This window comes from Gracilimonas mengyeensis, from assembly GCF_900182705.1.
In the GTDB taxonomy this organism is placed as follows: domain Bacteria; phylum Bacteroidota; class Rhodothermia; order Balneolales; family Balneolaceae; genus Gracilimonas; species Gracilimonas mengyeensis.
Map to the genome: position 1 here is coordinate 451,832 of NZ_FXTP01000001.1, position 26,330 is coordinate 478,161.

The window sequence follows — 26,330 nt, forward strand, 5'->3', positions numbered from 1 at the left end:
AAGTACCAGCAATTTTTAATACTGAGTCTTATAAACGATCAGGCCATAACCCATTCACGCAAATGATATAGTTGAGACATAGAAATGGAGAGATGTTTTGGTGACTTTGATTTCCCCCTGTTTTTTCAACATCTGTCGAATACTTAACATCTTCTATATCCACTGATACTTTTCCATTGGTTACTATAGCACTGGGATTTAAATAATCTCCGGTACCTACAGACGAATAGTTGCCTGCGTAACTATTATCAACACCCAAATAGTTACCTCTTGGGTCAACTTCTTGGCCATCGTTGTTGTTAACATTCATCATTGCTTTGGCACTACCCGTTATTTGTCCAGAAGCGTTCAACTCTTGTGTTACGGATGCAGAATGGGTGTGCTCTGTCATCTCTTGATACTGGAGGGTAACCTCTTCACTTCCGCCCTGGCTACCAAGTTTGCGTTCACTTAATCCCGGCCCGATACCCATTCCAATACAACACCTACCTCTTAAATCAGGTAAGTTGAAATTTACATCGGGCTTGCCCCCGTAAATATTTCCTATCAGCGAGTATAGCTGCATGTTATCAAACACACTTAATAATTGCCCGTTGCAAAACTTCCAGTTGACAGGTTCATAATTACCTGCAAAAACTCGAATTTCCCCCAAGTAAATCGGAGGCTGGCTTACACTTACATTTTTGTCCATATTTCCCTTATTCATTGCAAACTAAATGATGTACCTAATTATGAAGGCCTTTGTGGAAATTCACCGTCCACACAAATAATCCAATTCAATACCGTAAAGGGCGACATATTTTCATGCCCTTGAGATAACCCACTATCTTTTACTACCATGGCACTTCCACTATCAATGAATTCTACATTCCCTTCGATGGCCATAGAAATAGCATTTTCATTTAGCGTAGAACTACCATCCTTCGTATTTGAATAATTACCGGAAGCACTGTTATCCTTTCCTAAATAATTGCCTGAAGGAGTGATTTGGGACCCATCTGCATCATTAACTAACACTGTAGACTGGAGGTTGGCAGATGCAACAGCCTGAATACTTGAGACCCCAACAGCTGCAGCATGCGTATGTTGGGGTAACTGATTTTTTGTTAACCAAACCTTTTCAGCACCTCCTTTTTCACCTAATGTCCTGGGGGCTAAATCATTTCCATTACCAGTACCCAATATCGTACGGCCTCTTACATCCGGAAGGTTAAAATAGGTTGTTCCATCCCCACCATACCTTGTTGCAATGATTGCATATAATTTCTCAAAACCTTTGATCGGTAATCTGCTGCCATCACAAAACTTCCAATTGGCTGGGGCATAATCCCCCGCAAAACTCTTCACAACACCTACGTATCCATCCATTTTCTAATGAGTTATTTGATTATTGGTCTGATTGATGTTCAAGATCTCGCAGGGTAATAGGGTGGCTCAACACATATAATCCAGTTCAGCGCAATAAAAGGAACCATATTGTCGTGAGCCTCATCATTGCCGGTTAGACCAAGTACCACTTTTGGTTGCTTATTTATGTCTATTGCGTCTACCTGCAGGTCTATTGAGTCAATACTAATTGCGTTCTCGTTTAGTGCAGTCCGATCCGTATTTGGTGAATAATTGCCAGAGAAACTGTTATCTGCTGCCAAATAATTACCGCTGGGCCCAGATTCATTACCGGAAGCATTGTTTACCTCCATCAATGAGTTTATGGCTACCTGTCGCTCCACGGTATATACAGTGCCGATATAGAAAGTGGCATCATGTGCATGCTCTGGTATTTGGGAAATATCCAGTAGAACACTCTCCTCCCCTCCAAGCTCTCCAAGTTGCCTGTTGGAAAGCTTATCTCCTGTGCCAGCTGACATTATCATTCTACCGGATAAATCCGGAAGTTTAAACGCATTTATACCATCACCACCATAGGTAGTACCCAATATTGAATACAAAGCGGGAAAATCCCTGATTAGCAACTCTTTGCCATTACAATAAAGCCACCCTTCAGGTGCAAAGTCTCCTGCAAAGCACCTTATCTCACCTACATACCCATCATCCATACTTACCGTATTTATGTTATCTGTTTACAAAACCGATTTTATACCTATGCCTTAATTTTATGGCATGGCCAATTTGGTAAGTGGACATAAAGGCCCATAACCCATACCCAAACCGGTTGTCTTTTTCTTTACCTAATCTTGTATTAAATCAATACCCAGTTACTAGTAAGCTTTACCTCAGTTTTTTTATAAGATAGAAACTTAATCTTCGCCTCTAATATTTGTAAAAAAGACCAGATAGTACTTATCAAATAGTCTCATTATTTGTGATAATTGTATCAAAAAAGCTACCAACGAGCTCTTAAGAGACTATTTGGACTATTTGATAGTCTATCTGTAACTGCGAATTCTATTGTTCTTTTGGTTGTCCTAGTTTTTCTTTATTGGAGTTGTACTCATTCACTTTTAAGAAAAGAGTATCCAGCACGGACAGCCCCGTTTCCAGTTTCTTGATGATAGCAATGGGATCAATAATCTTAAACCAAGTATTATTATTTTCACTATCCTCAAAGATAATTTCTTTATAAGCCGAGATATGTTGGTTGGCAAGATGCACTAGAAAAGTACAGAAATACTGTAAGTACGGTGTCAACTCCATAACTTTACTGTTTTCCTTATTCAAGCCCGCAATTTGAAAAAGAGCATCTCTGACATTTTTGTTAGCCGGTAAGCTAAGGTGGGCTTGAATTACACCGTTAAAGGCTCCTATTTCAACAGTAACTTTATCACCAAAATCAGAAAGCTCCCCTTCTACTATTAACTCATCTTTCCAACGCTTGTAAATGTGATTATTAGATTTTGCGTGCTCTGAAAACCCAAGCAACATCTGAACCGTTGCTTCTACAATGCGCTTATCTTCCTCCTTATTAGCCGTCAAAACACTACTATAAAGCGATGAGATATTTTCGATGGTGAAACCATTCAGAGTTTCGTCAACAAGTTGCCATGCATGCGGCACTACATCATTCCTGTTTACCGTGGAGTGGACTTCTATTTTTCGTTCCGCCTTTTCATAAACGTAATTCAGAAAAGTATCATCTCCAGGAGTGGGGCCTGCAAAAGGATAGGTCTTGATGGTTAAGTTATCTAAGTTTGCTCCATCTAAATCCCAATCTCCGACATGATCAGCAATAGCCTGAGCCATCGCAGGAGAAATTGCTCCGCCTAAACTATGCCCTGTTACATAAAGGGTTAGCGGTTCACTTAGTTTAGATTTTAGCAATGTTTGCAGGTACTCCATGGGAGTCTCAGAAGGATCTCCCTTCTTTTCATCAGAGTTATTATCATCGCCAATAGCTTGGGTCCATGAGATGCTTAATGCCCTTGCAGTACCTTTTGATACATAGCCATTTTCCCCTGATCCTGTATTCTTATCTCCAAAATTTACAATGTCTTTATTCCATGGGATGAGCGTTGAAACCTCCAGGTCTTCTACAAACCAATCGAAATGGCTGGTAAAATTTGTTCCTGCAACGGCAATCACAATTTCATTTTCTTCCTGATGTTCAAAGAAGGCCGTTAAATTTTGTTCCAAATCATTGTATATGGTTAGCCAGGGCTCATGATTACAATCCCAGTTGCCTATCAAGTCCTTAGTCTCCTTCTCTTGCAAACTCTTTTTGTATGACTCTAAAATCTTTTCTTGTATCTCAGTTCTTCCGCCATCAAGATTTTTGGCTTCTTCTGTATCCGCCATCATTGAAAAGGCAAGCATTGCTTTGCGTGTTTTACTGTACCCCATAATTACCTCTTTTTTTATTACTGATTTGGTTGGTCTCTTTTTAAAAATTCTTTCTTCCTTATGACTCCAGGAAGTTTATAGTTAATTATTTAGTCTGGACTGCTCGAAAATTTCTTCGCAAAATTTTGATATATGCCTAACTAACTACGCATGAATTTTTTAATCATGCCTCACCTAATACTGCATAATCCGTGAATAAAAAGCTTATCAGATAGTCTCATAATTCAAAACTATCGTCTCATTTTAACCCAAATCGTCTGTTGCACACATTCTCATACTAATTTATTATGATTGGCAAACCACCCTCCTTACCTATTAATTTTTTTTAATATGGCAGTAAACTATTGGGAATGATTATTTAAATATCCTGAAAATTTATATCGTTACGGGTCTTAAAAGATGAGATTAGTCTATAGAAAATGGACGAGGAAGGAGATTTTAAACAGGTATATTTTGAGAGTTATCAGGCTTAGTCATTGCTTTTTGTTCATACTTTTGATGGCAAACAAAGCAGTTTGCCAACAAGTAGAGTATGATTGGCTGCAGAATCGGCAAATAATCACTCAAGTTTACAATCAGGAAGACGGCTTACCGGTTGTTTCCATGACTGATATGGTACTTGGGGCTGATGATCATTTATACATTGCCTCATCAGCCGGGGTAAGCAGGTTTAATGGCAGTGATTTTGAATTGATATCCACTGAACAGTTTCCACAATTAAATTCGAATCGCTTTTTAAAGCTTTACGCTACTCCCGATTCCTCCATTTGGATGGAAGATGAGCAAGGATTCATAAGTCAGTGGAAAAATGGGGCCGTCCAAACTTTTGATTCGTTATATAAAGATCAGGCATTTCCTGAATGGGCGCTAAGAGTTTCACATTCAGGCCATCCATGGATTTCTAACGGAAAAGATTTTCTGTCTTTCAACTTTCAGAAACAGAAGTTTGAAAAGCGTATTCAATTACTGGATAAAGAATATTTCAATTATACAGCCCTGTCCGATTCTGTACTTTTAATACTCACCCGGGAAGGTTTATATAAATATTCCGATGAACATCTCTCTTTTGAAATTCCCTCCAAAGAACTGCCTTTTAATCCCAAATCTCAGGAAACCTTTTATCATGAAACACTCTTCTATCCCCTCTCCAATCATCGGGTAGCTATTGCTGACTCGGGCGGCTTATCCGTATATGATAATGAACAAGAAAGTTATTCAATGTATCCTTACGGTGATGAAATTGACGCAACCCCACCAACGGTTTTAGAGGTAAATGATAGTACGTTGTTGGTACATGCACTTGGAGGGCATTTTAATTTAGACCTTAAGGATGGCTCCTATTCTCAATTTCAGGGAACCATGGGGGAAGGCATTTGGTGGACGAGTTATAACCCAATATGGAATGATAAACGGTTATATATAAGTGAAAGTAGTGTGCATTACGATGGACAAACTATTTATGCCACCAGTAATGAAAAACGCATCGCTCAGGCCGTACATGATAAAGAAGGGAATTTATGGCTCACAGTAGCAGGCCAGGGATTGGTTCGCATTACCTTACATCCTTTTCATGTTCTAAATGCTGAAAAGGGCCTCCAAAGTGACAATACCTATTCTATTATAGAGGATAAAGAACAAAATATTTGGCTGGCCAGCTTCGAGTTTGGCATTCATCGCATCACACCCGATAGTATTTCATATTGGTCGGAGCGAGACAGTACCCTGGCAAATAACCTGGTATGGTCATTGTATGAAAGGCAAAATGGCCAAATAATTGTAGGATTATGGGATAGCGGTCTTTATCAGTTTGATGGAAAGCAGTGGAAACCATTTCTTTTAAACGGAAATATCCAATTGCGACAAGTTGAATCTTTTTACGAAGACGATGACGGGACTTTTTGGATAGGTTCACGGCTTGGGCTTTACAAAAAAGCTTCTCAGTCTGACACCTTTACTCAAGTATTTGACCATAATGGCAACCCTTTATTGCGTGTCCAGATAATTAAACCAGGCCCAGACGGAAACATCTGGCTGGGCACTCATGGACAGGGCCTGCAGATTTATGATGGTCAACATGTGCAACCGGTTGAATTGGAAGGCCTCTCCCAACAGCCCAAAATCAGGGATATATATTTTCAAAGCAGCGATACCCTTCTTATTGCCAGTGAAGCCCATGGCTTAATACGGGTAGTTACAGGCTACAACAATGCCATTCAATCCTTTGATATCATCGACAAAAGTGATGGCTTACCGGATATTGGAGTGCACCGTATATTGCCGGATACCCACGGTTTTCTTTGGCTCCCCTCAAACCAGGGAATCAGTCGGATCAACCAAAAAGCCTTACACAATTATTTAGATAACAAATCTCCATCTCTTTGGATAGAAAATTTCACTGAAAATGACGGCCTTCCCATACGGGAAACCAATGGGGGTACCCAGTCTAACGGTATGATAGCTTCAGACAGCACCATCTGGATTCCCACTCAAAAAGGCGTCATCTTTTTTGATCCGTCTGATTTTATTGATCAAAACCCATACAAGCATACACAAATTGAAATCGTTTCTATTGGGTCTGAAAGCAGCCTTTATAAATTTTATGGCGATAAAAAAGTCGCGCTGGAGCAAGGCGAGAGATCTCTGATCATCAACTTTTCTCTGATTCACTACACCAATCCAAGTAATATTTCTTTGGAATATCGCATTCCCGAAATAAGTCCTTCCTGGAACTTGTTATCCGACGATCGTCAGTTATCCGTGACCAATATCCCACCCGGCTCACACACTATTGAAGTAAGACTGGCCGGTATCCCTGCTGCACTTCACCAGGGTAATCAATTTCAGGTAACTATCCCCTATTACTTCTATGAGCAATTTTGGTTCAAAATATTGGTCTTTAGCGGGGCAGTATTTTTCATAGGATGGTTGTTTTATGCCAACAACAAATCCGCTAAGAAACGTGAGGAAGTATTAAACCAACGGGTTATGGAAAGAACCGATCTGTTGAATCAGCAAAAAAATGAAACGGAGAAGGCTTTATCGACCATTCAGCAACAGGCATGGGAGCTTGAACGACTCAACCAGGTTAAAACCGATTTCTTCATCAATATAACGCACGAGCTGCGCACCCCGCTTTCTCTCATTAAAGGTCCGCTTTCGTTGCTTAAAGAAGCTTCCAATAAGAAACAAATTGACCGCGAAGAGCAACTGGATTTAATTGAACGAAATAGTGAAAACCTTAATAATTTGGTAGACCATCTCCTGGATCTGCTGCGGATGGAAACCCTCGATTTCGAGAAGCAGGGGCAGCACATCAATTTTAGTTCTTTTATCCGTAATCGTGCGGCACAATTTCAGTCTTCTGAAGGATTATCGAAAAAAGCATTTTCTGTTGATGCACCATCTTCCCAGAAAATCGTAGTGATGGCAGATCCCAATTCCCTCACCTTAATCATCAACAATCTGATATCCAATGCCATCAAGTTTACCGATGATGGAGACCGCATTGAGATCCGGGTTTCTCAGAAGGATAATCAGGCCATTTTAGAAATAGAAGATTCCGGTATCGGTATTCACGAAAAGGATTTACAGCATATCTTTGACCCGTTTTTTAGATCTGAAAACGCCTCTGCCCAACAAGGTTCAGGCGTGGGCTTGAGCATTGTAAAACGGTATATGGAACGCCTGGGTGGAAAAGCAGAGATCGAGTCCAAGATCAATGCCGGCACCACCGTTCGCCTGATATTCCCTTCCGTCAGCAAAGAGGTTCGAAAAGAAGATTTGGTAGAATATGCAGAAACGGACCAAATGTTTACGGATCATTCTGCGAAGAAAATACCGCAAGCTGATGCCGAGACGGCTCATAATGAAACCACATCCCCTGCCGAGAAAGCAGATATCCTGGTGGTGGAAGACAACAAAGACCTGCGGCTTTTCTTCCTTCGTTTGCTTGAGGATTCCTACAACGTACAACTTGCCAAAAATGGATCTGAAGCACTGGTTACTCTTGAATCAAACACTGCAGATTTGATTATATCAGATGTGATGATGCCGGAAATGGGCGGAATTGAATTTGTGCAAAATATCCGCTCAAATAAAAAGCTTCAGAACATTCCCGTCATCTTGCTTAGTGCAAAGAAGACGAATAAAAGTATCTCTGAGGGATTACAGGCAGGAGCAGAAGTCTATCTGACCAAACCCATAGATAACCGGATTCTGTTTGCCCAAATTGATGCCCTGATTTCAAGAGAAGACAGGCTCAGGGAACTGAAATCAAAGAAAAACACCAAGAACCCGACCCAGCAAGCATTCATCAATGAAGTAAACGAAATTATACTTCGCCATCTCTCCGATCCCAACCTAACCAGCGAAGCGATTGCCGAGACCATGCATATGAGTCGCCCCACACTCTATCGTAAATGGAAAAAGGTATCGGAGGATAGTTTAAATGAATACGTCCAAAAAACACGTCTTGAGGAAGCCATAAGTCATATCAGGGAGAAAGGCTGTACCTTTTCAGAGGCCTCTATTGTTTGTGGCTTTTCCAATCCCGGACACTTCACCAAGGTGTTTAAAAAGCACTATGGGGAAACACCTTCCGAATACTTTAAGGCATAAAAAAACATCCAACAAAGAGCATTCGATCGTTCTTCGTTGGATGTTGGATATTCGCTGTAAGCTGTCTTCCCTACTGCCAGCCGGCCCGGTCCATAATCTGTATAGCTTCAGGATTATTACGTCCCAGCGCTGATACATTTACGGCATCACTTTTATACTCGCCAAAACTTTGCAGTACTTCAGCTATTTCGGCATCGTCGTTGATGGGATACTCGTTATTACCGCTGATGAAATACTTCTGGGCATCTTCGGTTGTCAGATATTCCAGAAAACGTACGGCATTTTGTTTGTTGGGTGAATTTTTGAGAATGCCTGCCCCGCTGATGTTGATGTGGGCACCACGCTCATCTTCGCCCTGATTTGGAAATACGAACTCAACCTGAGAGGCTGCTTCCTGATCCGCTTCATCACCCCCGGTGATCATAACGGCCAGGTAATAGTGGTTCGCAATAGCTACATCACAAACGCCGGCTGCTACCGCCCGGATTTGATCCCGGTCGCCGCCTTGAGGATCGCGGGCAAAGTTATTTACCAGTCCTGTTGCCCATTCTTCGGTAGCTTCGGCACCAATGGTTTCAACCATAGACGCTATCAGCGACTGATTGTAAATGTTATTAGAAGAACGCACACACACGCGGCCTTCAAATCGGGGCTCGGCCAGGTCTTCGTAATTCAATTCCTCATGGTTTTCCACTGCATCAGGATTTACAACCAGCCCTCTTACGCGCTTGGAGAGGCCAATCCAAAGTCCATCGGGATGACGAAATTCGGAAGGAACTCTTTCATTGATCACATCCGATTCAAAGGATTGTAAGATATCGGCTTCCTCAGCACGCCAGAGCCGGCCGGCATCCACGGTTATCAAAATATCAGCCGGAGAATTAATGCCTTCACTCCGTACTCGCTCAATCAGTTCATCGGAACCGCCTTCAATCAGATTGACTTCGATACCGGTTTTCTCAGTAAACTCATCATATAGTTGCTGATCCGTATCATAATGTCGGGCTGAATAGACATTCACCTCTTCCTGGCTGGAACAAGACATGAACAGCATCGCTACTGCAAATAGTGATAAAAGTGTGGACTTCATAAGTAATTTTGGGTTGATGAATATTGATAAACTAATTCGCCGTAAATTAAAGCTTAATTTAGATACATTCTAAATTAATTAATGAGCTTTAACATGCAGATTGTGCTCTCTCAATATCCAAACATATAGTTTCCGTCTTTTATTCAATCATTTATGATTTTCCGGATCCAGCCAGCGTAAAGTTTCCCATTGATACATGCCCGAATCATGTCCGTCACCCCAGGTAATCTTAATTGCATGATTACCCACCTGTTCAATATTTCTAATTTCTATGCGCATGGGGTTTTCCTCAAAAAAAGCTTCCGGTTCAAATTCTCCCATACTGCCATGTCCGCCCCTGCAGGTTACACAAGGGCAGTTTTTCCGCAGACCGGGAAGTGGAAATATCGAAGTATGTCCATCCTCCCATGAAATTTCCAGAACCTGATCTTTATTGCTAACTTCAATACCGGTTGGCGTAGTTGATGCGTCCATCTTACCTTAATTGTTAATAATGACTATAAATCCAACTAAAATTAATCAATGCTCTGGATAATTGTTTCTGCTTTTGCTGTTGCCTCTGTAAGTATCTGGCTGGCCTATAAGCGACTGTTATACCTCGATCAAATTACACCCCGCAATCTTTCTATTACCTTAATTGGGGTGTTACTGGTGTTCTTTGCACTTCAGTGGATGCACAGGGTCGGATATTTTCCCGAACACATAGCCGGAGCATTTATGGCCAATGTGTACGCATCCATTTTTGGTTTCTTTGCCGGAGCGGCCTGGCAACAATTCAATCAGAAGAAAGACAGTGGTAAAATCATTTATGTGAACCGCTCATTTTGGACGGATATGTTCCCTACCCTGGTTGCCATTGGCATTATTCTTTTTGGGATACAACGCACTTCTCTACTATCTGATCTACCCGTTACTCCTATTCGAATGACCTCCGGGTTATCTATCATCGCTATTGGCGCTTACAGCTTTACCATTCGATTGGTTCCTGAACTCAGAGAGGAAGGTCTCATACTGCTTGATCGCAAAATTAGCTGGGATGATTTTTTCACCTATTCGTGGTTTTCGGAAGAAGTGGTTGAAATCGAGTATAAGCTGAATGGAAATATCAAAAGCTTCAAAACCCTGATCCCTGAAGAAGATCAGCTTTTTGTAGAGAAGTTTTTAGCCAAAAAAGTGAAAGACAAACTCGAAAAAGAAGAATTCGACGAGTACGAAGAGTTGGATACATAGTGTTAGGGTGATATGGTGATATGGTGATATGGTGATATAGTGATATGGTGGTTGGGTGATATGGTGAACCAAAGACTGATTTTTTTGTAAGGAATTTGGTTTTCAACGCTCTTACTTTTATGAATCACAACTAAAAATCGTTACCATGAAATTTGAAGAGTGGGTACAGCTGGTTCCATTTGAAATCAAGAATGATGTAATTTGGAACATCGAAGCATATCAATTAGGGTTATTTATTTCGGATATTTGCTGGAAGGATTCCGAAAGTATAATGTCTAAAAGAAGGTTTTCTTTAGCGGATCAACTATATCGCTCGGTTGGTTCAATAAGTGCGAACATAACAGAGGGGTATTCCAGACTTTCTAACAAAGAAAAAGCCAGGTTCTGTGAAATTGCCCTTGGATCTGCCCGTGAAGCACGGGACTGGTATTTTAAAAGCAGACATATCCTAGGTGTTCAAATAGCAAACGAGAGAATCAGTATGCTTACATCCATAGCAAAATTACTACAAACTATGATTTCCAATCACAGAATTAGAAATCACTAAATCACTATATCACCCAATCACCATATCACTAAATCACTCCTCTCCCATCAAACGGTCATACTCCACCATAATGCAGCGGTTTTTGACATATGGTAACTCGTGCTCCTCTGCTATTTCCTCAGCCTCTTCGGATGAAACATCCAACTGAGTCCAAATCACCGGCTTTTGCCCTGTTTTTTCCTGCCATGCTTGTACATCGCGAACCGCATCCGCCGAATACTTCGAATTACGAAACACATTTACGATATCGATAGATATATTTTCAGAAATATCGTTCAAATTGTCGAAGCTTTTCTCATTATAAATGTTGTCCGCTTCAGGATTTACGGGGATTACACGGTAGCCTCTTTTTTGCAAATATTGAGCGGCGTAGTTACTGGTACGATACACATTTGGCGAGCAACCAATCATAGCAATGGTTTTTGCGCCTTTTAAAATTTCTCGAAGGTCTTTGTTATCGTTAATCATGCCAATAGTTCTTTACAATCCTCAAAAGTGATGAATATTACTTATATTTAGGGACAATATATTCACAATTAAAACAATATCTATAGTGTCGAAAGTAAAAGACGGTGACACCGTAAAAGTCCATTACACAGGAAAATTAGAAGACGGATCTGTATTTGACTCTTCTGAATCAAGAGATCCATTGGAAGTAACGCTGGGTGAAGGAAAATTGATACCCGGTTTTGAAAAGGCCGTAGTTGGTTTAGAAGTTGGGGATAAAACCACTGCAAATATCCCATCTGAAGAAGCTTATGGAGAGCGCAGGGACGACCTGGAAGTAACTGTTGAGCGTGATCAGCTCCCTGAAGACATTGAGCCAGAAGTTGGAATGCAACTTCAATTGAACCAACCAAACGGACAACCTGTACCCGTACAGGTAACTAAAGTGGAAGAAGAAAACATCATTATTGATGCTAATCATCCACTTGCAGGCAAAGACCTGACGTTTGATATCGAACTGATTGAAATTGTAAACTAATTTCGATTCTCGATAAGTAATTTATGATGGAGCCTCTCGCAAGAAAGGCTCCATTTTTTTTATCTCTTTGGCCTAAATCAACATTTGGTAGTTTTACCTTACTCTTCATCACGTAAACTTCCCTGCTTGGGCGGGGATTAAGGGGTGGGTAAATGGCGCCAATGGTTATTCTGTAACCTTCAGGAATTTTCTGATTTAGAACCTTCCATAACTTTAACAATTAAATACCAACACCCCTACATGGCCGATTTTTCCCAACAAGGCATAATTTCCATTACTTGCCCCAAGCGCATCACCCCTTACCTGAAAAAAGAACTCACGGATCTTGGTTTTCCTATTGAGAAAGAACGATTAGCCGGAGTTGAAACCAAGGGGTCGCTTAACGACTGTATGTTGTTGAACTTGTCACTCCGCACTGCTCACCGCGTACATTTCCGGCTTAAGGATTGCCGGCCTAAAGATGCAGATCAACTCTACAAAGAGCTGATCAAAATTCCGTGGGAAGATTATATTGATAAACATGGCTACGTGAGCGTGCAGTCTTTTATCAAGAACAAGACGGTAACCAACACCCAGTTTGCCAACCTTAAGGTGAAAGATGCCATTGTAGACCGCATCCGCAAAAAAACCGGCTCCCGCCCTGACTCCGGTCCAAACCTGAATAAAACCGTTGTGTTTATATTCTGGAAAAATGACCGAGCCCAGATTTATCTGGATACCTCTGGAGAATCTATTTCACGGCGTGGATATCGTACGGAAAGTCATACGGCCCCCATGCAGGAAACACTGGCCGCCGCCCTCATCATGGCCAGCAAATGGAAACCGGGGCAACATTTTATCAATCCCATGTGCGGAACCGGCACCATTGCCATTGAAGCGGCTCTGCAAGCGCTAAATAAAGCACCAGGACTGCTAAGACCTAACTATGGTATCAAGCATATCCTTGGCTTTGATGAAGAGCGCTGGAGTGATTTACGCTCTGATTTGAAGAACAAAGCCAACAAAGATTTTGAAGGCCGAATCATTGCCACCGATTATGATGTAAGGGCCGTGAATGCCACCCGGAAGAATGCCAGAACAGCTGGCCTCGATCACCTGATTGAAACCCGAAAATGCGATTTTAGCGAAACAAACATCCCGGAAGGCGATCCCGGCGTCATCATGCTAAATCCTCCTTATGGAGATCGTATAGGAAATGAGAAAGAACTGGAGCCGCTTTACGAAGGCATCGGTGATTATTTTAAGCAAGAAGCTACCGGCTGGTGGGGCTACGTGTTTACCGGGAATTTTGATCTGGCCAAAAAAATCGGGCTGCGGACCAATCAGCGCATTGAATTCTATAACTCTACCATTGATGCCCGATTGCTGGAATATGAGCTTTACTGATCAGTATCACTGATTTTTTGGATTGAGGGATTTCGCAGATTTTTCTTTTCCAGATTCTACTAAAGATACATAGGAAGGTCTTGGGGATTTGAATAAAGTAAGAGATCAAACCAAGATTCAAAAGTCAAACACATTCACAAAGTATCCAACCTTTTCAAGGTAAATAACCATATAAAATAAGACGAGGGCTTAAAAATCTTATAGGTCTAGTGCGGTCAAAACCACAACGAAATCTGTGAAATCCTTTAATCCCTTAATCAGTGACCCTAATCTGTGATCCTGTTCTTCGCCTCAATCCATTTACTCATAAAGCGGGTGCTGGCGGCGGTGTGATGCATCAGCATCTGCCCCGTAAAATTTTCTCTTCTATGAGAATCCAGCCTTTCCCTGATCTCCCCTAATTTCCTTATCAACTTATTACCCAACTCCCGTTTATCATATAACTGATTGATGATAGGTACCCCCCTTTCCTGAGCCACTTGCCATTTCATCTCATCCCGGTATAAATCGACTGCAGCTTGGGCAAACTCTTCCGGTTTCTCTCGGATTTCACCAGGCCAAGGAAAATCATTATGCATGGCTTCGGCTCCAATTGCTGTAGTTACAGATGGCGTACCACATTGCATGGCTTCTATAAGTTTGCCTTTGAGTCCTGCCCCGAAGCGCAAGGGTGCCAATAACACCCGCGCATTTTCGACTACTTCTTTGGCATCATCGGCCCTTCCTTTTACCAGAAATCCATCTCGTTCATTATGCAATTGTTCTACTTTTTGCGATGGATAGGCTCCGTAAATATGCAACTCAGCCTGGGGAAGTTCTTTTCGAATAAGCGGCCAAATCTCCTCTTTCAGATACAAGACCGCATTCCAGTTTGGCTCATGCAAGAAGTTACCAATAGAAATAAAGCATTGTCTTTTATCGCAAGGCTCCCAATTAGTTATGATATTCTCCTGAATATTATCTAACATAAAAGGTAGGTGGATAAGAAGAGCGTCATCCACATGAAATGCCTTTTTTAGAATCTTTATTTCATAGGACGAAATCATCAAAGAAAGATCGCTTCGGTAGATGCTGGCGATTTCCCGTTTTGCAATATCCAGGCTTTTTAAGTCAACCTCCTCTCCCTTTTTCCAGCTTTGATGACGAGCCTCCCGCAGACAATGTAGGTCCTCGGTATCCAATATCCGCAAGGCCTCCGGACATTGTTCTGCCACCCGCCATCCAAATTGCTCTTCCGTCATGAACCTGTCAAACAATACGATATCCGGACCTAACTCTGATACAAAATTATCAAAAGAAGCATCGTTTAACTTGATGCGTTTTGGGGTGATGCCCTTTTCCTGAAGGTTCACGGCAAAGCGACTTTCAGCTGCGGCACTCGCAAAAGTGATGTTCCACTCACGTTGCTGAAATTGCTCCATAAGCTGCATCATTCGGCTGCCGGCCGCAGAGGAGCCTGGCTCAGGCCAAACTTTACCAATAATCAGTACGTTCAAAATCTGTTTTCTTGAAAAATTAAAAACTGATTGAAGCTAAACCGATGAATACTACTTTCCAAAAGGAATGGTTACCCCCAGCCATGGAATTCCGATATAATCCATTTCATCTGTCGTACGGATTAGACCATAATCAATTGCAAAATTTTCGCCACCTGCCCGAATAGCTACAGACAAGATCCCATAATTCTCATTTCCTGCAGAGAAAATGTAATTCTCTGTAACCAAGGACATTTTTCTAGTCATCCGCAGCATCCCACCGAGACTAATATAGGGAGTCCGGGACCATTCTCCATCTGCAAAACCGTATCCCAAACCAAGGGAAAAGTTCTTATCGATATTACCGACAGTCATAATTCCATATCCATATCCGAAGCCACCCGTTTCTAATCCAATAACTTCCCCAAATAAACCTCCCGCAGCAATATGCAGATTGTCTTTTGCAAAAGGAATTGAAACTTTGGGCTGTACCCATATCGGAAATGATTCAGCCCCAATCAAAATCAGAGGAACGAAACCAACTCCCAATGATATATTCTCGGTTAAACCCGCATTAATGTTGTTAAAGAAAACCCAGGTATTTTGGAAATAATAAGATCCTTTCTCCTGTCTGATAGCATTTGTACCAAACAGATATCTGGTTGGATGAGGGTTTTCAAACCAATAGCCATCTGATTTGTTCTTGCCGGATTCATATTCTTCCATCTTGCTTATGTTGCTGCGCTGAATGGTGATTTCACCGAATTCTTTCGTTTTCAGCACTATTTCCAAAGCATTATCATCTACAATAGATCCCACAAAATGATTTCCGTCATTGGTAGTAATCCGATACATGGTGGAATCCTGGGCAAAACCTTCAACAGGCATCAACATGATTCCGGAAATAAGCAGTAAAATCCCAGTAAGACATTGTTTTATTTTCATTCAGTACCTCGTTAGTAATTTTTTGATTTTTGTTATCTCTCTGTACTCAATTATCCCCGAAATACACAGAGTGGTTTTATTCAGAAGTAAATCTATTCACATGGATTTATGATGGGTTCCTGCTGCTCAAAGCGTATATCCTCACCGGTCTTTGGAAATGAAACCAACCGGTAAGGTCGACTAATTGCTTGGGTGGTCATACAATTTGATCCCGGCTGTACTTCCGCATATTCTACTACTAAGCCTGTCGTATCTTTGCGGACCTGGAACCCATCAATATCAAAACCTCCCGAATTTTTAGACTCAAGCATTACTAAAATTACCATCTGCTCTTCAAAATCTATTTCTGGTATTTCCGGCATTGGACTCCTACCTGTGTGAACAGCCTCCCATGCGGAACGAAATTCTGCACTCGAACTAATCACTTTCTCTATTATTCCTTCTTGCGGATGATTAGAGTATTGGCCTGATTCAATCATATTTACACTTAACTGATCCTCTGTATTATCCTCAGCTACGTGTGTGCAACCCAAAGTCGTGCAAATCATCCCGGATAAAAACACCACAATTTGAAAATATCTCATACCAATTAATCCCTCTTATTTTCCAATTGACTCATCTTGAACAACATTCAATACTAAAATTTATTTCTTGCGGATTAAAGTAAGACCATCACGGATTGGTAGCAACACTTGTTCTACTCTTTCATCTTCCAGCACAAACCGGTTAAATTGATGCAAGGCTTCTGCTTTATAATCTTGGGGCTCCAATACGGTTCCATCCCACAGCACATTATCCGTAACGATCAGCCCGCCCTGTTTCAATAGAGGCAGGCTGTGTTCGTAATAGTGCTGGTAACTCAATTTATCGGCATCTATAAAAACCAGATCGAAATCCCCTTCAAGTTCTTGTACTATCTCCTGAGCATTCCCTTTCAAAAGGGTGATTTTTTTAGCGGTGTCATACTTGGCAAAATGCTTTTCGGCCAAATCCTGGTAACGAATATTCATTTCCAGGGTGATTACCTCCCCATCATCTGGCAAAGCCTCAGCCATAGCCACTGCTGAGTAGCCGGTAAAGGTGCCTATCTCCAAAATTCGCTTCGCTCCACTTATGTTAATAAGCATTTTAAGCAGCTGAGCCACCAGGTTACCACTAAGCATGTCGATATAGTCTAATTCTTCATCGGACGAGGCTACCAGCTCTTGAATGGACGCAGATTCCGGGCTGGTCATTTCAAGCGCATAGTTTTCAATTTGCCAATTGGTGATGTGAACGAAAGGTTTGTCTCTGTGCTTTTTCATGATAGATTGAAAGATAAGAGGCTTTCCCCTATCATCACCAAAAAAGATTTCATTTTGTCATTTATTCCCGCCAACGAATCCCGTTTTTTTATTTGGTTCTTTGACCGCTACACGCGCTGGGCATTAAAGCGCCGCTTTAAACAGCTCTGGATAAAACAGGAATATGAACCGGGACCGACCGACCGAACCGTATATTTTCTGAATCACAATTTGTGGTGGGATGGACTAATACCCCTCTACCTAAACAGGGAACTCTTCCAACAAAATGCCCGGGCTATTATGGAAGATAAACAGATGCAGCAGTACACTTTTTTCAGCAAAATCGGGGCCTTCTCTATCAATCTTGAAAATCCGCGGGCTGCCGTAACCTCACTTCGATATGCGCTGAAATCCATGGATCGGGAGCAAGCCAGTTTATTCATTTACCCAGAAGGAACCATCACTCCGCCCTCCGAAAAACGTCCCGATTTTAAACCGGGTTTGGCCTGGTTGTACCAGCAAACAAAAGAGGTAGATTTTGTTCCCATCGCCATTTATTCTCAAAATTTGCGCAGCAGCAAATCCGAATTACATATTTCCATCGGTAAAAAAGTTAATCACGATAAACTAATGTCTAAAAGCAAGTTAACGGGTTTACTTGAAGAAGACATTCACCAACTCTTGCTTCAAACCCGAAAAACAGCCGGATTTGAGGACGAAGGATTCTCCCATCAGTTTTAGAATTACCACGTCCACGGGTACATCAAGGCCGATTTTTGCACCCAATGCGGTTTCTGATGCACCTGCCTTAAGCGCATATGAACCAAAGGCCAGAACAGTTTATTGTAGATATTTTTTGGGTAAATATATTCTGAAATACCATGCGCACCATACACTTGCCCATTATACCTTAACACACCATTACCCAAAAAACGTTGGTAAAAAGGACCGTCATCAATCTTATCTTTAGATTGAATATTTACAGATACTTCACCGGAATTTAGTTCGATTTTTCGTGCAGAACGTAATCCGAAAGTATTTAGGGTAAAATATTCCAGTTTCACCTCATCAAATCGCTGCAGCACGGACTGATTTTTCTCATCAATAAGCCAAGCCTCAAATTGTTCGCCATCGTGTTTTTGCATCAGGTAGTACACCAGCGTTAATCCCTCAAAATGGTAGCGTCCCCAATACCAATCCCGGAAGCTTTCTTTCATCGGTTCATTACCAGTGTTATGATCGTGATATCCTTTCCCGCCAAATGCCAACTCTTCCCTACCCTCTTTTCCATCCACTAAAAAGCTCGCTTCAAAATCCAATGATGGCAGCAGCAAATTCCATCGATGCAAGTCAGAACTTTTACTCTTAATTAACTCACTGGATGGGCGGACGGCTTTGGCAGAAATCGCACCGTTTATGCTGTGGCCGGAAGCAAGCTTTTGGTTCAAGATCAGTTCGAGTTCCACTTCATTCTCTTCAAGCTTATAACGGAGCTCGTCCTTACCCAGCTTCAGACATAACGATTGCTCTTGCCAATCAAAATCACGCGCGGAGTATTCAAGGAAACTATAGTAGATGGTTTCACTGTTTTTATACACCGAAACACTAACCGCAGGATGCTCTGAGCCTGTCAGCTCGCGCTCATCGGTCTCCAGCTTTTTTATTTTTTGCGTTGAGAAAGGATTTTCATGATAGAAAATAATCACAAAACCATACTGTCCGTCTTTACTCAATCCATCCACATACCACCATTCGTATCCATCGTGGGTTTTGTTGGCATCGGGTTTTAAGTGTGCAAAATCTGTAGAAATATTCATATCCAAATAAACTAATACTGTGGGTGAACGGCAACGCCGGGCTACCTATCTTTCGTTCAATGGAATACCTGTTATTAATTATTTTAGCGTATCTCGTCTTTACAAGCCTTGTGTTAATCCGCAATTGGTTTGATTTCCGGGGAATAAACGATTTGGAATCAGCTCAGTCTTCCGAAGCCGATAGCCCGCTGGTTAGCATTTGTATTCCGGCACGAAATGAAGAGGTTGTGATAAAACGATGCGTCACTTCAGCGCTGTTACAAAATTACCCCAATATTGAAGTATTGGTATTGGACGACAATTCTACCGATCAAACTTCGAACATCTTGGCAAATATTGCCGCCCACAATACTGGTCTTAAACACCTTTCCGGAGAACCAAAGCCTGAAGGGTGGTTTGGTAAGCCCTGGGCTTGTCACCAGCTAAGTGAGCAAGCCCAAGGCGAATACCTGGTATTCATTGATGCCGATACCTGGCTGGAAAAAGAAACCATCTCTAATACCGTTAACGCCCTGCAATCAACAGACGCTTTAACCATATGGCCCCAGCAGCACTTTGGCAGTTTTTGGGAAAGGATGCAGATCCCTCTTATTTATCACGCCCTTTTCACGCTGTTACCAGCCAAATACGTTGAATGCAAACCGCGTTGGCTCCCCAAAAAACTCTACCCTCTTATGAAAGAAAACTTTGCGGCTGCTTGCGGGCAGTTTGTAGCTTTTAGCAAGCAGTCTTATAAAAAGATAGGCGGACACAAACAGGTTAGAGATGAAATTGTGGAGGATGTGGCCCTTGCGAGAAATCTTAGAGGAAAAGATTGCACACTAACCATGTATCACGGAGTAAATGCCGTACATTGCCGGATGTACCGCTCTCACAAAGAGCTGTTTGAAGGACTTCGGAAGAATTTCTTTGCCGGTTTTGGCAAACGCCCGCTTCCCTTTATCGCGATGGCTTTGCTGAGTCTTTTTGTGTTTGTACTGCCCTTCTTCCTCGTTTTCTCAGGCATTCCTTTTGTAAGACAATTAGCTCTGTTTTCAATTTTCATCATTTGGCTGCAGCGTTGGCTATTAGACTTTCGGTTTGGCTGGAACCCTCTTATCTCCTTCTTGCATCCGGTATCAGTATTCTGGTATCAGGTTTTGGGAGCCACCTGCCTGAGCGACTACTTTAAAGGTCGCCCGGCTAAGTGGAAAGGAAGGGACGTTTAAGGCAGCTTAAGCAGTAATTTTGGAGCTCTTAAGGCAGACCTCAGAAAAAGATTAGAAAATTTTATGAAAGCGCACACAAAACGTTTTCATTTTTGCGGATTGAGTGACATATTTCAGCGTATGAAACTATTGATTGAGAAATATCTGAAGTATCTGCGGGTGGAACGTAATGCTTCGGAACATACTATCATCTCGTATCGCAATGATCTGGAATCATTTCTCGATTTTACGGCTCATTACGAGGATACTTCTGCTGAGCAGATTGATATCACACAAATAAACAGGCTTTCCATACGCCTCTGGTTGGGAGACTTATCAGAAAAAGGACTTGCAAAAACTACGATAGCCCGCAAAGTAGCGGCTCTACGATCTTTTTTTAAATATTGCTTTAAACGCGGCCATATTGATAAAAACCCGGCTCACTTACTGGTAGTCCCCAAAAAGGAGAAAACACTTCCAAAAACAGCTACTGTTCAGGATATCGAGCGCATGCTGGATATCGTGGACACTGAAACTGTTCGCGGATTACAAGACCGGGCTATCCTGGAGCTCTTTTATGGAACCGGGATGCGTCTTAGTGAGTTAACCGGCTTAAACCTTAATGACATCAACCTTAAACAAAAACAGGTAACCGTAAAAGGAAAAGGAAATAAACAACGTATCATCCCCTTAGGTAGAACTGCAATTAGCATACTGGAGGATTTCATTAAAAAGCGGCAGAAACTATTTGGGAAAAAAACCGATGAGGACGCTAAAAAAGCTTTATTCCTTGCTGCCGGCGGCCAGCGAATATATGGACGAGCCGTCCGTTACATGGTTGACAAATATTTATCAAAAACCAGCGAAGTCACCCAAAAAAGCCCGCACGTATTGCGGCATAGCTTTGCTACCCACATGCTTGATAACGGGGCCGACATTCGCATCATCAAAGAGTTTCTTGGGCACGCCAATCTCGCAGCTACCCAGGTGTACACGCATACCAGCATGGAACGCCTTAAGAATGTGTATGAACAGGCACATCCAAGAGCAAAAAATTAATAACTAAAAATCACACTACGATAAGGAGTATATCATCATGAAAACAACATTCACAGCACGTCATTTCGAAGCAAGCACTGACCTTCAAAACTTCTGCAGAGACAGTGTTGAGAAACTCGAACAATTTTATGACCGCATTGTAATGTGTGATATAATTTTACAACCCACGCCTTCTGACGATAACCCACAACAGGCGGAGTTGATAGTTAAGGTGCCCCGTAAAATTCTAACTGCTAAAGAATCCGGCACTACCTATGAACAGGCCATGCATAACGCCATTGATGTTATCACCCGGCAACTGAAGCGTTACAAACAAAAAATGCACGCAACCAATTAATTTATAATTAAACATCTATGCCATTTTCCCCACAGGAGCCAATTCCCCGCAAACAAACCATTACCGTAGCGTACCTGGTTGAGAAATTGCGGGATCGGGTAAATTTAAATATTGAAGCCTGCGTGGCCGAAAACTGCAGTGGCGACAGAGATATCGTCGAGGCAGACTTACACCGGCCAGGACTGGCTCTTGCGGGGTATATTAAATTATTTACTTACCAGCGCATACAAATTATAGGGAATACCGAAACCCAGTTTTTGAGCAACATGGGTAAGGACAAACAGCTGGAGGCCTTTCGTAATGTTACCAAATTTGATATTCCCGTAATCTTTCTCACTAACAACAACGAACTGCCCTCCTATCTTTTACAAGAAGCGGCTGATGCAGGCATACCGGTTTATTCAACCGCGCTTGAAACCACGCATTTTATGTACATTTTGCGGGATTTTTTGGAAGACCAATTTGCTTTTCAAACCATGGTGCATGGTTCTATGGTTGATGTGTACGGAATTGGGATTTTAGTGGCGGGTAAATCCGGCATTGGTAAAAGTGAAGTAGCACTGGACCTGGTAGAACGCGGACACCGCCTGGTAGCTGACGATGTGGTAATGCTTACCAAGAAAAACAACATATTGATGTCGTCGGCTACGGAGATCAGTAAACATTTTATGGAAATTCGCGGACTGGGTATCATTGATGTGATGTCCATGTTTGGCATCCGCGGGGTACGCTATCAAAAGCGGCTCGAAGTCGTATTGGAGCTCACTCTTTGGGATGAAACCCGTGAAGTTGAGCGTACAGGCCTTGATCACGATTCAGTTAACATATTGGGCCTGGACATTCCGTTGATTCACCTCCCCATCACCCCTGGTAAAAATATTACCGTAATTGCGGAAGTGATTGCTATGAATTACTTACTGAAGCACTATGGATACGATCCTGCCCAGGCTTTTCAGGAACGCATCAAGTCTAATATCAGTGAGAAAACCAAAGGAAGAGACATGACACCTAAGCGGGCTATCGAATATTTTGAAGGAGATATGGAATAAAACCTCCTCAGAAATCCTCTGGGTTAGAATTTAGCCTGTTTTTTTGAATGTAAACATATGGTTACTATCTTTATCCAGTTTTAAACTAAGTTAGTATATGTCTATAGAGAACCACTATTACTACGATGAGGAAAACTGTGAATTTGTTCCCATACAGTATAATCAGCTGGAACAAGTAGTTTACAACCTTTCTATATGGATTTTAGCAGGTGTGATTCTTACCGGAATTGGTATTATCATGCTCTCCACTTATGTGGGCACACCGGCTGAACTGGCGCTCAAAGCTGAAAATGAAGCGCTTTACAGCCAATTGGAATCCACCAAATCATCTTTAAATGAATTAGATTCCCAGATTACTGAAATTGCTCAAAAAGACAACGAAATGTATCGTTCGTTGCTGGGGATGGAAAAGATATCGTACGACGAAAGAAAAGCCGGGATTGGCGGTTCCGATCCTTATGCTGAATTTGACGTTCACAGCCAACCCACTTCTGAACTTTTAAAATGGACGGCTAACAAGGTGGATAACCTGGAACGTCGTATTGGAATTCAGCAGCTTAGTTTTGAAGAAATTAAAAGTCACTACAACGCCAATAAAGAGAAAATGAGTCATATTCCGGCTATCAAGCCTACAGCCGGACTCTTACTAAGTGGCTTTGGTGTTCGTTACCATCCTATTCTAAAATATAACCGCCAGCATAACGGACTTGATTTCAGGGCTGATGTTGGAGATGCTGTTTTCACTACCGGTGACGGTAAGATTAAATTTGCAGGCCGTAAAGGTACTCTTGGCTTGGTCGTAATCGTTGATCATGGATTTGGTTACGAAACTTTATATGCTCACCTGTCGGGTTTTGCCAAAGGCATTAAAAAAGGCGCTACTGTAAATCGCGGCCAACAAATTGGCATGGCAGGCGACTCCGGGCTTTCCGAAGGTCCTCACCTCCATTATGAAGTGCACCAAAACGGAAATCCTATCAATCCGATTTATTATCTGTTTGCAGATACCTCTCCGGAAGAATATGCTATGTTTAAAGAGATTTCCGAGAACAACAAGAATTCTCTGGATTAAGAATTAACAGATCCTTTTACGAATTTTAAGCCCGGTTACTTAAAACCGGGCTTTTTTTATGGCATTGTACCCCGTTTTTCACTTTCTTTCCTGCTTTGTTAAACATTTCCTCTAATCCACTGCTATGAAATATCTTACCTCCCTTCTATGCTTCACTTTTGTACTAATGATTTCAAATTCTGCCCTGGGCCAATCCGTACTTACGGCGTCCATCACTGAAAATGCAGAAAACCTGATTACAAACGCTACAAGTAGTGATACGGGCTGGCAGCGCCTGACTTACATGGGAGATAAATTTGGACCACGGCTTAGTGGATCAGAAAACCTTGAAAATGCCATTGATTGGATTGCTTCTGAAATGAAGGCAGATGGTTTCGATAAAGTCTGGAAGCAGCCCGTTATGGTGCCCCATTGGGTACGAGGAGAAGAATCTGCAACCCTCTTATCACCCCGCAAAAAAGACCTTCCGATGCTGAGTATGGGAGGAAGTGTGGCAACAACTGGTGATGGCATAACAGCTGAAGTAATCGTGGTAAAGAGTTTTGATGGACTGGAACAGGTTAAGGACCAGGTTGAGGGGAAAATTGTGCTTTATAACGCCGCATTTACTTCCTACGGGCAGACCGTGCAATATCGCATGCGTGGGGCTATCGAAGCCGCCAGACACGGTGCAGTAGCCAGCCTGATCCGCTCAGTAGGACCTTTCTCTATGCAGACCCCACATACCGGAACGATGTCGTATAATGAAGACATCCCAAAAATCCCGCATGCAGCAATCACTTTGGAAGATGCCACGATGATTCAGCGCATGTATGATCGTGGTGAGACCATTGAAGTAAATCTTAAGCTAAATGCTGAAACATTGCCAGACGCCCAATCTCACAACCTGATCGCAGAGTACCGAGGCAGTGAACATCCGGAAGAAATTATCGTAATGGGCGGGCATATTGATTCCTGGGATGTAGGCACTGGAATGATGGATGACGGCGGCGGATGTGTAGCTGCCTGGGAAGCCGTACGTTTGATGAAAGAGCTCGGCATCCGGCCTAAACGTACCATACGGATTGTGTTATGGACGAATGAGGAAAACGGATTACGTGGAGCAGAGGAATATCACCGATGGGTTAAGGAGGAAGAACAATCCCTGGAAAACCATGTGCTGGCGATAGAATCGGACGGTGGAGTATTTGACCCGGTTGGTTTTGGCTTTTCCGGAAGTGAACAAGCATTTGAAGTACTTTCAGAAATAGGTTCACTGTTGGAGCCTATTGAATCCGGAGATGTCCGCAAAGGCGGAGGTGGTGCTGACATCGGGCCATTAATGCGGGATGGCGTACCAGGAATGGGGCTTATCGTGGATGGAAATTACTTTTGGTACCATCATACTCCGGCCGATACGATTGACAAGCTCAGCAAAGAAGAATTCGACCAATGCGTCGCCACCATGGCTGTATTTGCCTACCTGGTTGCGGATTTGGAAGAGACGTTACCACGTTAAGTAAAACCTGCAAATAGTAGAAGATTGGTTTTTTATTTAACCTGTGTTCCAAATAAGAATGAGGTTAAAAATAGGCTAGTCATTGCCCTCAGAAATCGGGAACGAAGCGATCCCCCAAACAACACTCAGATGTTTAATCCGGAAGATTGCCACAGGCTGTGCTCCCTTCGGTCACCGCTGCCTTCGCAATGACGGTTTTTTATATCAAACTCATTATTTAAGAGTTCTTTTCAAGAAAAGTCTTCTCCAGTTGTTCACCGGCTTTGATGGATTGCTTGAGCCATTCTAACCTGAGTTCATCTTTCTCTTCTTCGGAAAGATGCCAGTCAATAGCATCTGATTTTCGCATACGTCGGGTTAGATTATAGAGACATACTGCTGCACTCACAGAAATGTTGAAGCTTTCACTAAACCCAAACATGGGAATTTTCACAAATCCATCAGCCAGCTCTTTGGCCCGCTCGCTGATTCCATCCAATTCTGTTCCAAACACCAAGGCGGTTTTCTGCTGAATGGGCAAGTCGTTTAGGTTGTAATCGTCCTCGTGTGGGGTTGTGGCAATTACCTGGTATCCACTCTCCTTCAAATTCTGGATACAAGCTTCCGTGTTGTCGGTGCCCTCAGCATTATACCGATGCAAACTCAACCACTGATCAGCACCAATGGTAACCTGACTTGAGGCATCAAAGGTATTTTGGTTTTCGATGATATGAGCATCTTGTATACCAAAACCATCGCAACTGCGGAGTACCGCGCTGGCATTGTGCGACTGATAAATATCCTCTACAACCACTGTAAGATGACGAGTACGCTGTGCCAATACTTCATTCATCTTCTCCCACCGAGCTTCAGTGATAAAGTCTTTTAAATACTCAATTAACGCAGTTCTATCGGATGATGACATGTGGCTAAAATAAAAAAAGTCCTGCAAGCATAAAGCATGCAGGACTCAAAG

At 42.2% G+C, this 26,330-nt stretch carries 25 protein-coding genes; 12 read left to right on the forward strand and 13 right to left on the reverse strand.

Features of this window, described 5'->3' with window-relative positions; translation table 11 throughout:
- Positions 1-28 precede the first annotated feature (28 nt).
- The 4 genes from FN815_RS01840 to FN815_RS01855 all read right to left on the reverse strand — a co-directional run bounded on the left by FN815_RS01840 (position 29) and on the right by FN815_RS01855 (position 3,798).
- On the reverse strand, positions 29-706 hold the full coding sequence (locus tag FN815_RS01840) for a phage tail protein (protein ID WP_221930206.1): 678 nt from the start codon (positions 704-706) through the stop codon (positions 29-31).
- Positions 707-729: 23 nt separating this feature from the next.
- A complete protein-coding gene (locus FN815_RS01845) occupies positions 730-1,368 on the reverse strand; it encodes a phage tail protein (protein ID WP_142452886.1) in 639 nt (212 codons plus the stop codon).
- Positions 1,369-1,406: 38 nt separating this feature from the next.
- A complete protein-coding gene (locus FN815_RS01850; RefSeq protein ID WP_142452887.1) occupies positions 1,407-2,057 on the reverse strand; it encodes a phage tail protein in 651 nt (216 codons plus the stop codon).
- A gap of 349 nt (positions 2,058-2,406) precedes the next feature.
- Positions 2,407-3,798 (reverse strand): lipase family protein, encoded by a 1,392-nt coding sequence (locus FN815_RS01855; protein WP_142452888.1) that lies wholly within the window; start codon positions 3,796-3,798, stop codon positions 2,407-2,409.
- Between the two features lie 498 nt (positions 3,799-4,296).
- Between FN815_RS01855 and FN815_RS01860 the strand changes: the two genes are divergently transcribed.
- Positions 4,297-8,415 carry a hybrid sensor histidine kinase/response regulator transcription factor gene (locus tag FN815_RS01860; RefSeq protein WP_185957134.1) on the forward strand — a complete coding sequence of 1,373 codons (4,119 nt, stop codon included), beginning with the start codon at positions 4,297-4,299 and terminating at the stop codon, positions 8,413-8,415.
- Between the two features lie 70 nt (positions 8,416-8,485).
- Here the strand turns inward: FN815_RS01860 and FN815_RS01865 are convergent, their stop codons facing one another.
- Both FN815_RS01865 and FN815_RS01870 read right to left on the reverse strand, forming a co-directional pair.
- Positions 8,486-9,505 (reverse strand): Fe(3+) ABC transporter substrate-binding protein, encoded by a 1,020-nt coding sequence (locus FN815_RS01865; RefSeq protein ID WP_142452890.1) that lies wholly within the window; start codon positions 9,503-9,505, stop codon positions 8,486-8,488.
- 147 nt (positions 9,506-9,652) lie between these two features.
- Positions 9,653-9,979 carry a gamma-butyrobetaine hydroxylase-like domain-containing protein gene (locus FN815_RS01870; protein ID WP_142452891.1) on the reverse strand — a complete coding sequence of 109 codons (327 nt, stop codon included), beginning with the start codon at positions 9,977-9,979 and terminating at the stop codon, positions 9,653-9,655.
- A 48-nt stretch (positions 9,980-10,027) separates the two neighbouring features.
- On the opposite strand from FN815_RS01870, the gene FN815_RS01875 reads away from it, so the two are divergent.
- Positions 10,028-10,735 carry a hypothetical protein gene (locus FN815_RS01875; protein ID WP_142452892.1) on the forward strand — a complete coding sequence of 236 codons (708 nt, stop codon included), beginning with the start codon at positions 10,028-10,030 and terminating at the stop codon, positions 10,733-10,735.
- A gap of 145 nt (positions 10,736-10,880) precedes the next feature.
- Positions 10,881-11,282 carry a four helix bundle protein gene (locus FN815_RS01880; protein WP_142452893.1) on the forward strand — a complete coding sequence of 134 codons (402 nt, stop codon included), beginning with the start codon at positions 10,881-10,883 and terminating at the stop codon, positions 11,280-11,282.
- A 33-nt stretch (positions 11,283-11,315) separates the two neighbouring features.
- Here the strand turns inward: FN815_RS01880 and FN815_RS01885 are convergent, their stop codons facing one another.
- A complete protein-coding gene (locus FN815_RS01885) occupies positions 11,316-11,750 on the reverse strand; it encodes a CoA-binding protein (RefSeq protein ID WP_142452894.1) in 435 nt (144 codons plus the stop codon).
- Positions 11,751-11,835: 85 nt separating this feature from the next.
- Between FN815_RS01885 and FN815_RS01890 the strand changes: the two genes are divergently transcribed.
- Positions 11,836-12,267 carry an FKBP-type peptidyl-prolyl cis-trans isomerase gene (locus tag FN815_RS01890; RefSeq protein WP_142452895.1) on the forward strand — a complete coding sequence of 144 codons (432 nt, stop codon included), beginning with the start codon at positions 11,836-11,838 and terminating at the stop codon, positions 12,265-12,267.
- A 240-nt stretch (positions 12,268-12,507) separates the two neighbouring features.
- Positions 12,508-13,653, forward strand: a complete 1,146-nt coding sequence (locus FN815_RS01895; RefSeq protein ID WP_142452896.1) for a THUMP domain-containing class I SAM-dependent RNA methyltransferase — start codon at positions 12,508-12,510, stop codon at positions 13,651-13,653.
- A gap of 266 nt (positions 13,654-13,919) precedes the next feature.
- On the opposite strand, the gene FN815_RS01900 is transcribed toward FN815_RS01895, so the two are convergent.
- The 4 genes from FN815_RS01900 to FN815_RS01915 form a co-directional block, all read right to left on the reverse strand.
- On the reverse strand, positions 13,920-15,149 hold the full coding sequence (locus FN815_RS01900) for a glycosyltransferase (RefSeq protein WP_246075104.1): 1,230 nt from the start codon (positions 15,147-15,149) through the stop codon (positions 13,920-13,922).
- A 51-nt stretch (positions 15,150-15,200) separates the two neighbouring features.
- Entirely contained in the window at positions 15,201-16,073 is an 873-nt protein-coding gene (locus FN815_RS01905) for a hypothetical protein (RefSeq protein ID WP_221930207.1), read from the reverse strand.
- A gap of 92 nt (positions 16,074-16,165) precedes the next feature.
- The gene (locus FN815_RS01910) at positions 16,166-16,657 is read right to left on the reverse strand and encodes a protease complex subunit PrcB family protein (protein ID WP_142452897.1); all 492 of its coding nucleotides are present in this window, start codon (positions 16,655-16,657) and stop codon (positions 16,166-16,168) included.
- A gap of 60 nt (positions 16,658-16,717) precedes the next feature.
- Positions 16,718-17,377: an O-methyltransferase gene (locus FN815_RS01915; protein ID WP_142452898.1), complete on the reverse strand. Its 660-nt coding sequence runs from the start codon at positions 17,375-17,377 to the stop codon at positions 16,718-16,720.
- Positions 17,378-17,431: 54 nt separating this feature from the next.
- On the opposite strand from FN815_RS01915, the gene FN815_RS01920 reads away from it, so the two are divergent.
- The gene (locus FN815_RS01920) at positions 17,432-18,097 is read left to right on the forward strand and encodes a lysophospholipid acyltransferase family protein (protein WP_142452899.1); all 666 of its coding nucleotides are present in this window, start codon (positions 17,432-17,434) and stop codon (positions 18,095-18,097) included.
- Between the two features lie 2 nt (positions 18,098-18,099).
- Here the strand turns inward: FN815_RS01920 and FN815_RS01925 are convergent, their stop codons facing one another.
- A complete protein-coding gene (locus tag FN815_RS01925; protein WP_142452900.1) occupies positions 18,100-19,173 on the reverse strand; it encodes a hypothetical protein in 1,074 nt (357 codons plus the stop codon).
- A gap of 59 nt (positions 19,174-19,232) precedes the next feature.
- Here FN815_RS01925 and FN815_RS01930 point away from each other — a divergent pair, with 59 nt between their 5' ends.
- The 6 genes from FN815_RS01930 (at position 19,233) to FN815_RS01955 (ending at position 25,375) form a co-directional block, all read left to right on the forward strand.
- Complete coding sequence (locus FN815_RS01930) at positions 19,233-20,381, forward strand: glycosyltransferase family 2 protein (RefSeq protein WP_142452901.1); 1,149 nt, start codon at positions 19,233-19,235, stop codon at positions 20,379-20,381.
- Between the two features lie 63 nt (positions 20,382-20,444).
- Positions 20,445-21,419 carry a tyrosine recombinase XerC gene (gene xerC, locus FN815_RS01935; protein WP_246075106.1) on the forward strand — a complete coding sequence of 325 codons (975 nt, stop codon included), beginning with the start codon at positions 20,445-20,447 and terminating at the stop codon, positions 21,417-21,419.
- 37 nt (positions 21,420-21,456) lie between these two features.
- Entirely contained in the window at positions 21,457-21,756 is a 300-nt protein-coding gene (gene hpf / locus FN815_RS01940; RefSeq protein ID WP_142452902.1) for a ribosome hibernation-promoting factor, HPF/YfiA family, read from the forward strand.
- A 17-nt stretch (positions 21,757-21,773) separates the two neighbouring features.
- Positions 21,774-22,805 carry an HPr(Ser) kinase/phosphatase gene (gene hprK / locus FN815_RS01945; protein WP_142452903.1) on the forward strand — a complete coding sequence of 344 codons (1,032 nt, stop codon included), beginning with the start codon at positions 21,774-21,776 and terminating at the stop codon, positions 22,803-22,805.
- A 97-nt stretch (positions 22,806-22,902) separates the two neighbouring features.
- Entirely contained in the window at positions 22,903-23,877 is a 975-nt protein-coding gene (locus tag FN815_RS01950; protein ID WP_142452904.1) for a M23 family metallopeptidase, read from the forward strand.
- Between the two features lie 124 nt (positions 23,878-24,001).
- A complete protein-coding gene (locus tag FN815_RS01955; RefSeq protein WP_142452905.1) occupies positions 24,002-25,375 on the forward strand; it encodes a M28 family metallopeptidase in 1,374 nt (457 codons plus the stop codon).
- A gap of 217 nt (positions 25,376-25,592) precedes the next feature.
- Here FN815_RS01955 and FN815_RS01960 read toward each other — a convergent pair whose 3' ends face one another.
- Positions 25,593-26,279, reverse strand: a complete 687-nt coding sequence (locus tag FN815_RS01960; RefSeq protein ID WP_142452906.1) for a TrmH family RNA methyltransferase — start codon at positions 26,277-26,279, stop codon at positions 25,593-25,595.
- Positions 26,280-26,330: the final 51 nt, after the last annotated feature.

Coding starts and splice junctions, on each gene's coding strand:
- FN815_RS01840 (WP_221930206.1), bottom strand. CDS start 706: ATGAATAAGGGAAATATGGACAAAAATGTAAGTGTAAGCCAGCCTCCG.
- FN815_RS01845 (WP_142452886.1), bottom strand. CDS start 1,368: ATGGATGGATACGTAGGTGTTGTGAAGAGTTTTGCGGGGGATTATGCC.
- FN815_RS01850 (WP_142452887.1), bottom strand. CDS start 2,057: ATGGATGATGGGTATGTAGGTGAGATAAGGTGCTTTGCAGGAGACTTT.
- FN815_RS01855 (WP_142452888.1), bottom strand. CDS start 3,798: ATGGGGTACAGTAAAACACGCAAAGCAATGCTTGCCTTTTCAATGATG.
- FN815_RS01860 (WP_185957134.1), top strand. CDS start 4,297: ATGGCAAACAAAGCAGTTTGCCAACAAGTAGAGTATGATTGGCTGCAG.
- FN815_RS01865 (WP_142452890.1), bottom strand. CDS start 9,505: ATGAAGTCCACACTTTTATCACTATTTGCAGTAGCGATGCTGTTCATG.
- FN815_RS01870 (WP_142452891.1), bottom strand. CDS start 9,979: ATGGACGCATCAACTACGCCAACCGGTATTGAAGTTAGCAATAAAGAT.
- FN815_RS01875 (WP_142452892.1), top strand. CDS start 10,028: ATGCTCTGGATAATTGTTTCTGCTTTTGCTGTTGCCTCTGTAAGTATC.
- FN815_RS01880 (WP_142452893.1), top strand. CDS start 10,881: ATGAAATTTGAAGAGTGGGTACAGCTGGTTCCATTTGAAATCAAGAAT.
- FN815_RS01885 (WP_142452894.1), bottom strand. CDS start 11,750: ATGATTAACGATAACAAAGACCTTCGAGAAATTTTAAAAGGCGCAAAA.
- FN815_RS01895 (WP_142452896.1), top strand. CDS start 12,508: ATGGCCGATTTTTCCCAACAAGGCATAATTTCCATTACTTGCCCCAAG.
- FN815_RS01905 (WP_221930207.1), bottom strand. CDS start 16,073: ATGAAAATAAAACAATGTCTTACTGGGATTTTACTGCTTATTTCCGGA.
- FN815_RS01910 (WP_142452897.1), bottom strand. CDS start 16,657: ATGAGATATTTTCAAATTGTGGTGTTTTTATCCGGGATGATTTGCACG.
- FN815_RS01915 (WP_142452898.1), bottom strand. CDS start 17,377: ATGAAAAAGCACAGAGACAAACCTTTCGTTCACATCACCAATTGGCAA.
- FN815_RS01925 (WP_142452900.1), bottom strand. CDS start 19,173: ATGAATATTTCTACAGATTTTGCACACTTAAAACCCGATGCCAACAAA.
- FN815_RS01930 (WP_142452901.1), top strand. CDS start 19,233: ATGGAATACCTGTTATTAATTATTTTAGCGTATCTCGTCTTTACAAGC.
- xerC (WP_246075106.1), top strand. CDS start 20,445: ATGAAAGCGCACACAAAACGTTTTCATTTTTGCGGATTGAGTGACATA.
- hpf (WP_142452902.1), top strand. CDS start 21,457: ATGAAAACAACATTCACAGCACGTCATTTCGAAGCAAGCACTGACCTT.
- hprK (WP_142452903.1), top strand. CDS start 21,774: ATGCCATTTTCCCCACAGGAGCCAATTCCCCGCAAACAAACCATTACC.
- FN815_RS01950 (WP_142452904.1), top strand. CDS start 22,903: ATGTCTATAGAGAACCACTATTACTACGATGAGGAAAACTGTGAATTT.
- FN815_RS01955 (WP_142452905.1), top strand. CDS start 24,002: ATGAAATATCTTACCTCCCTTCTATGCTTCACTTTTGTACTAATGATT.
- FN815_RS01960 (WP_142452906.1), bottom strand. CDS start 26,279: ATGTCATCATCCGATAGAACTGCGTTAATTGAGTATTTAAAAGACTTT.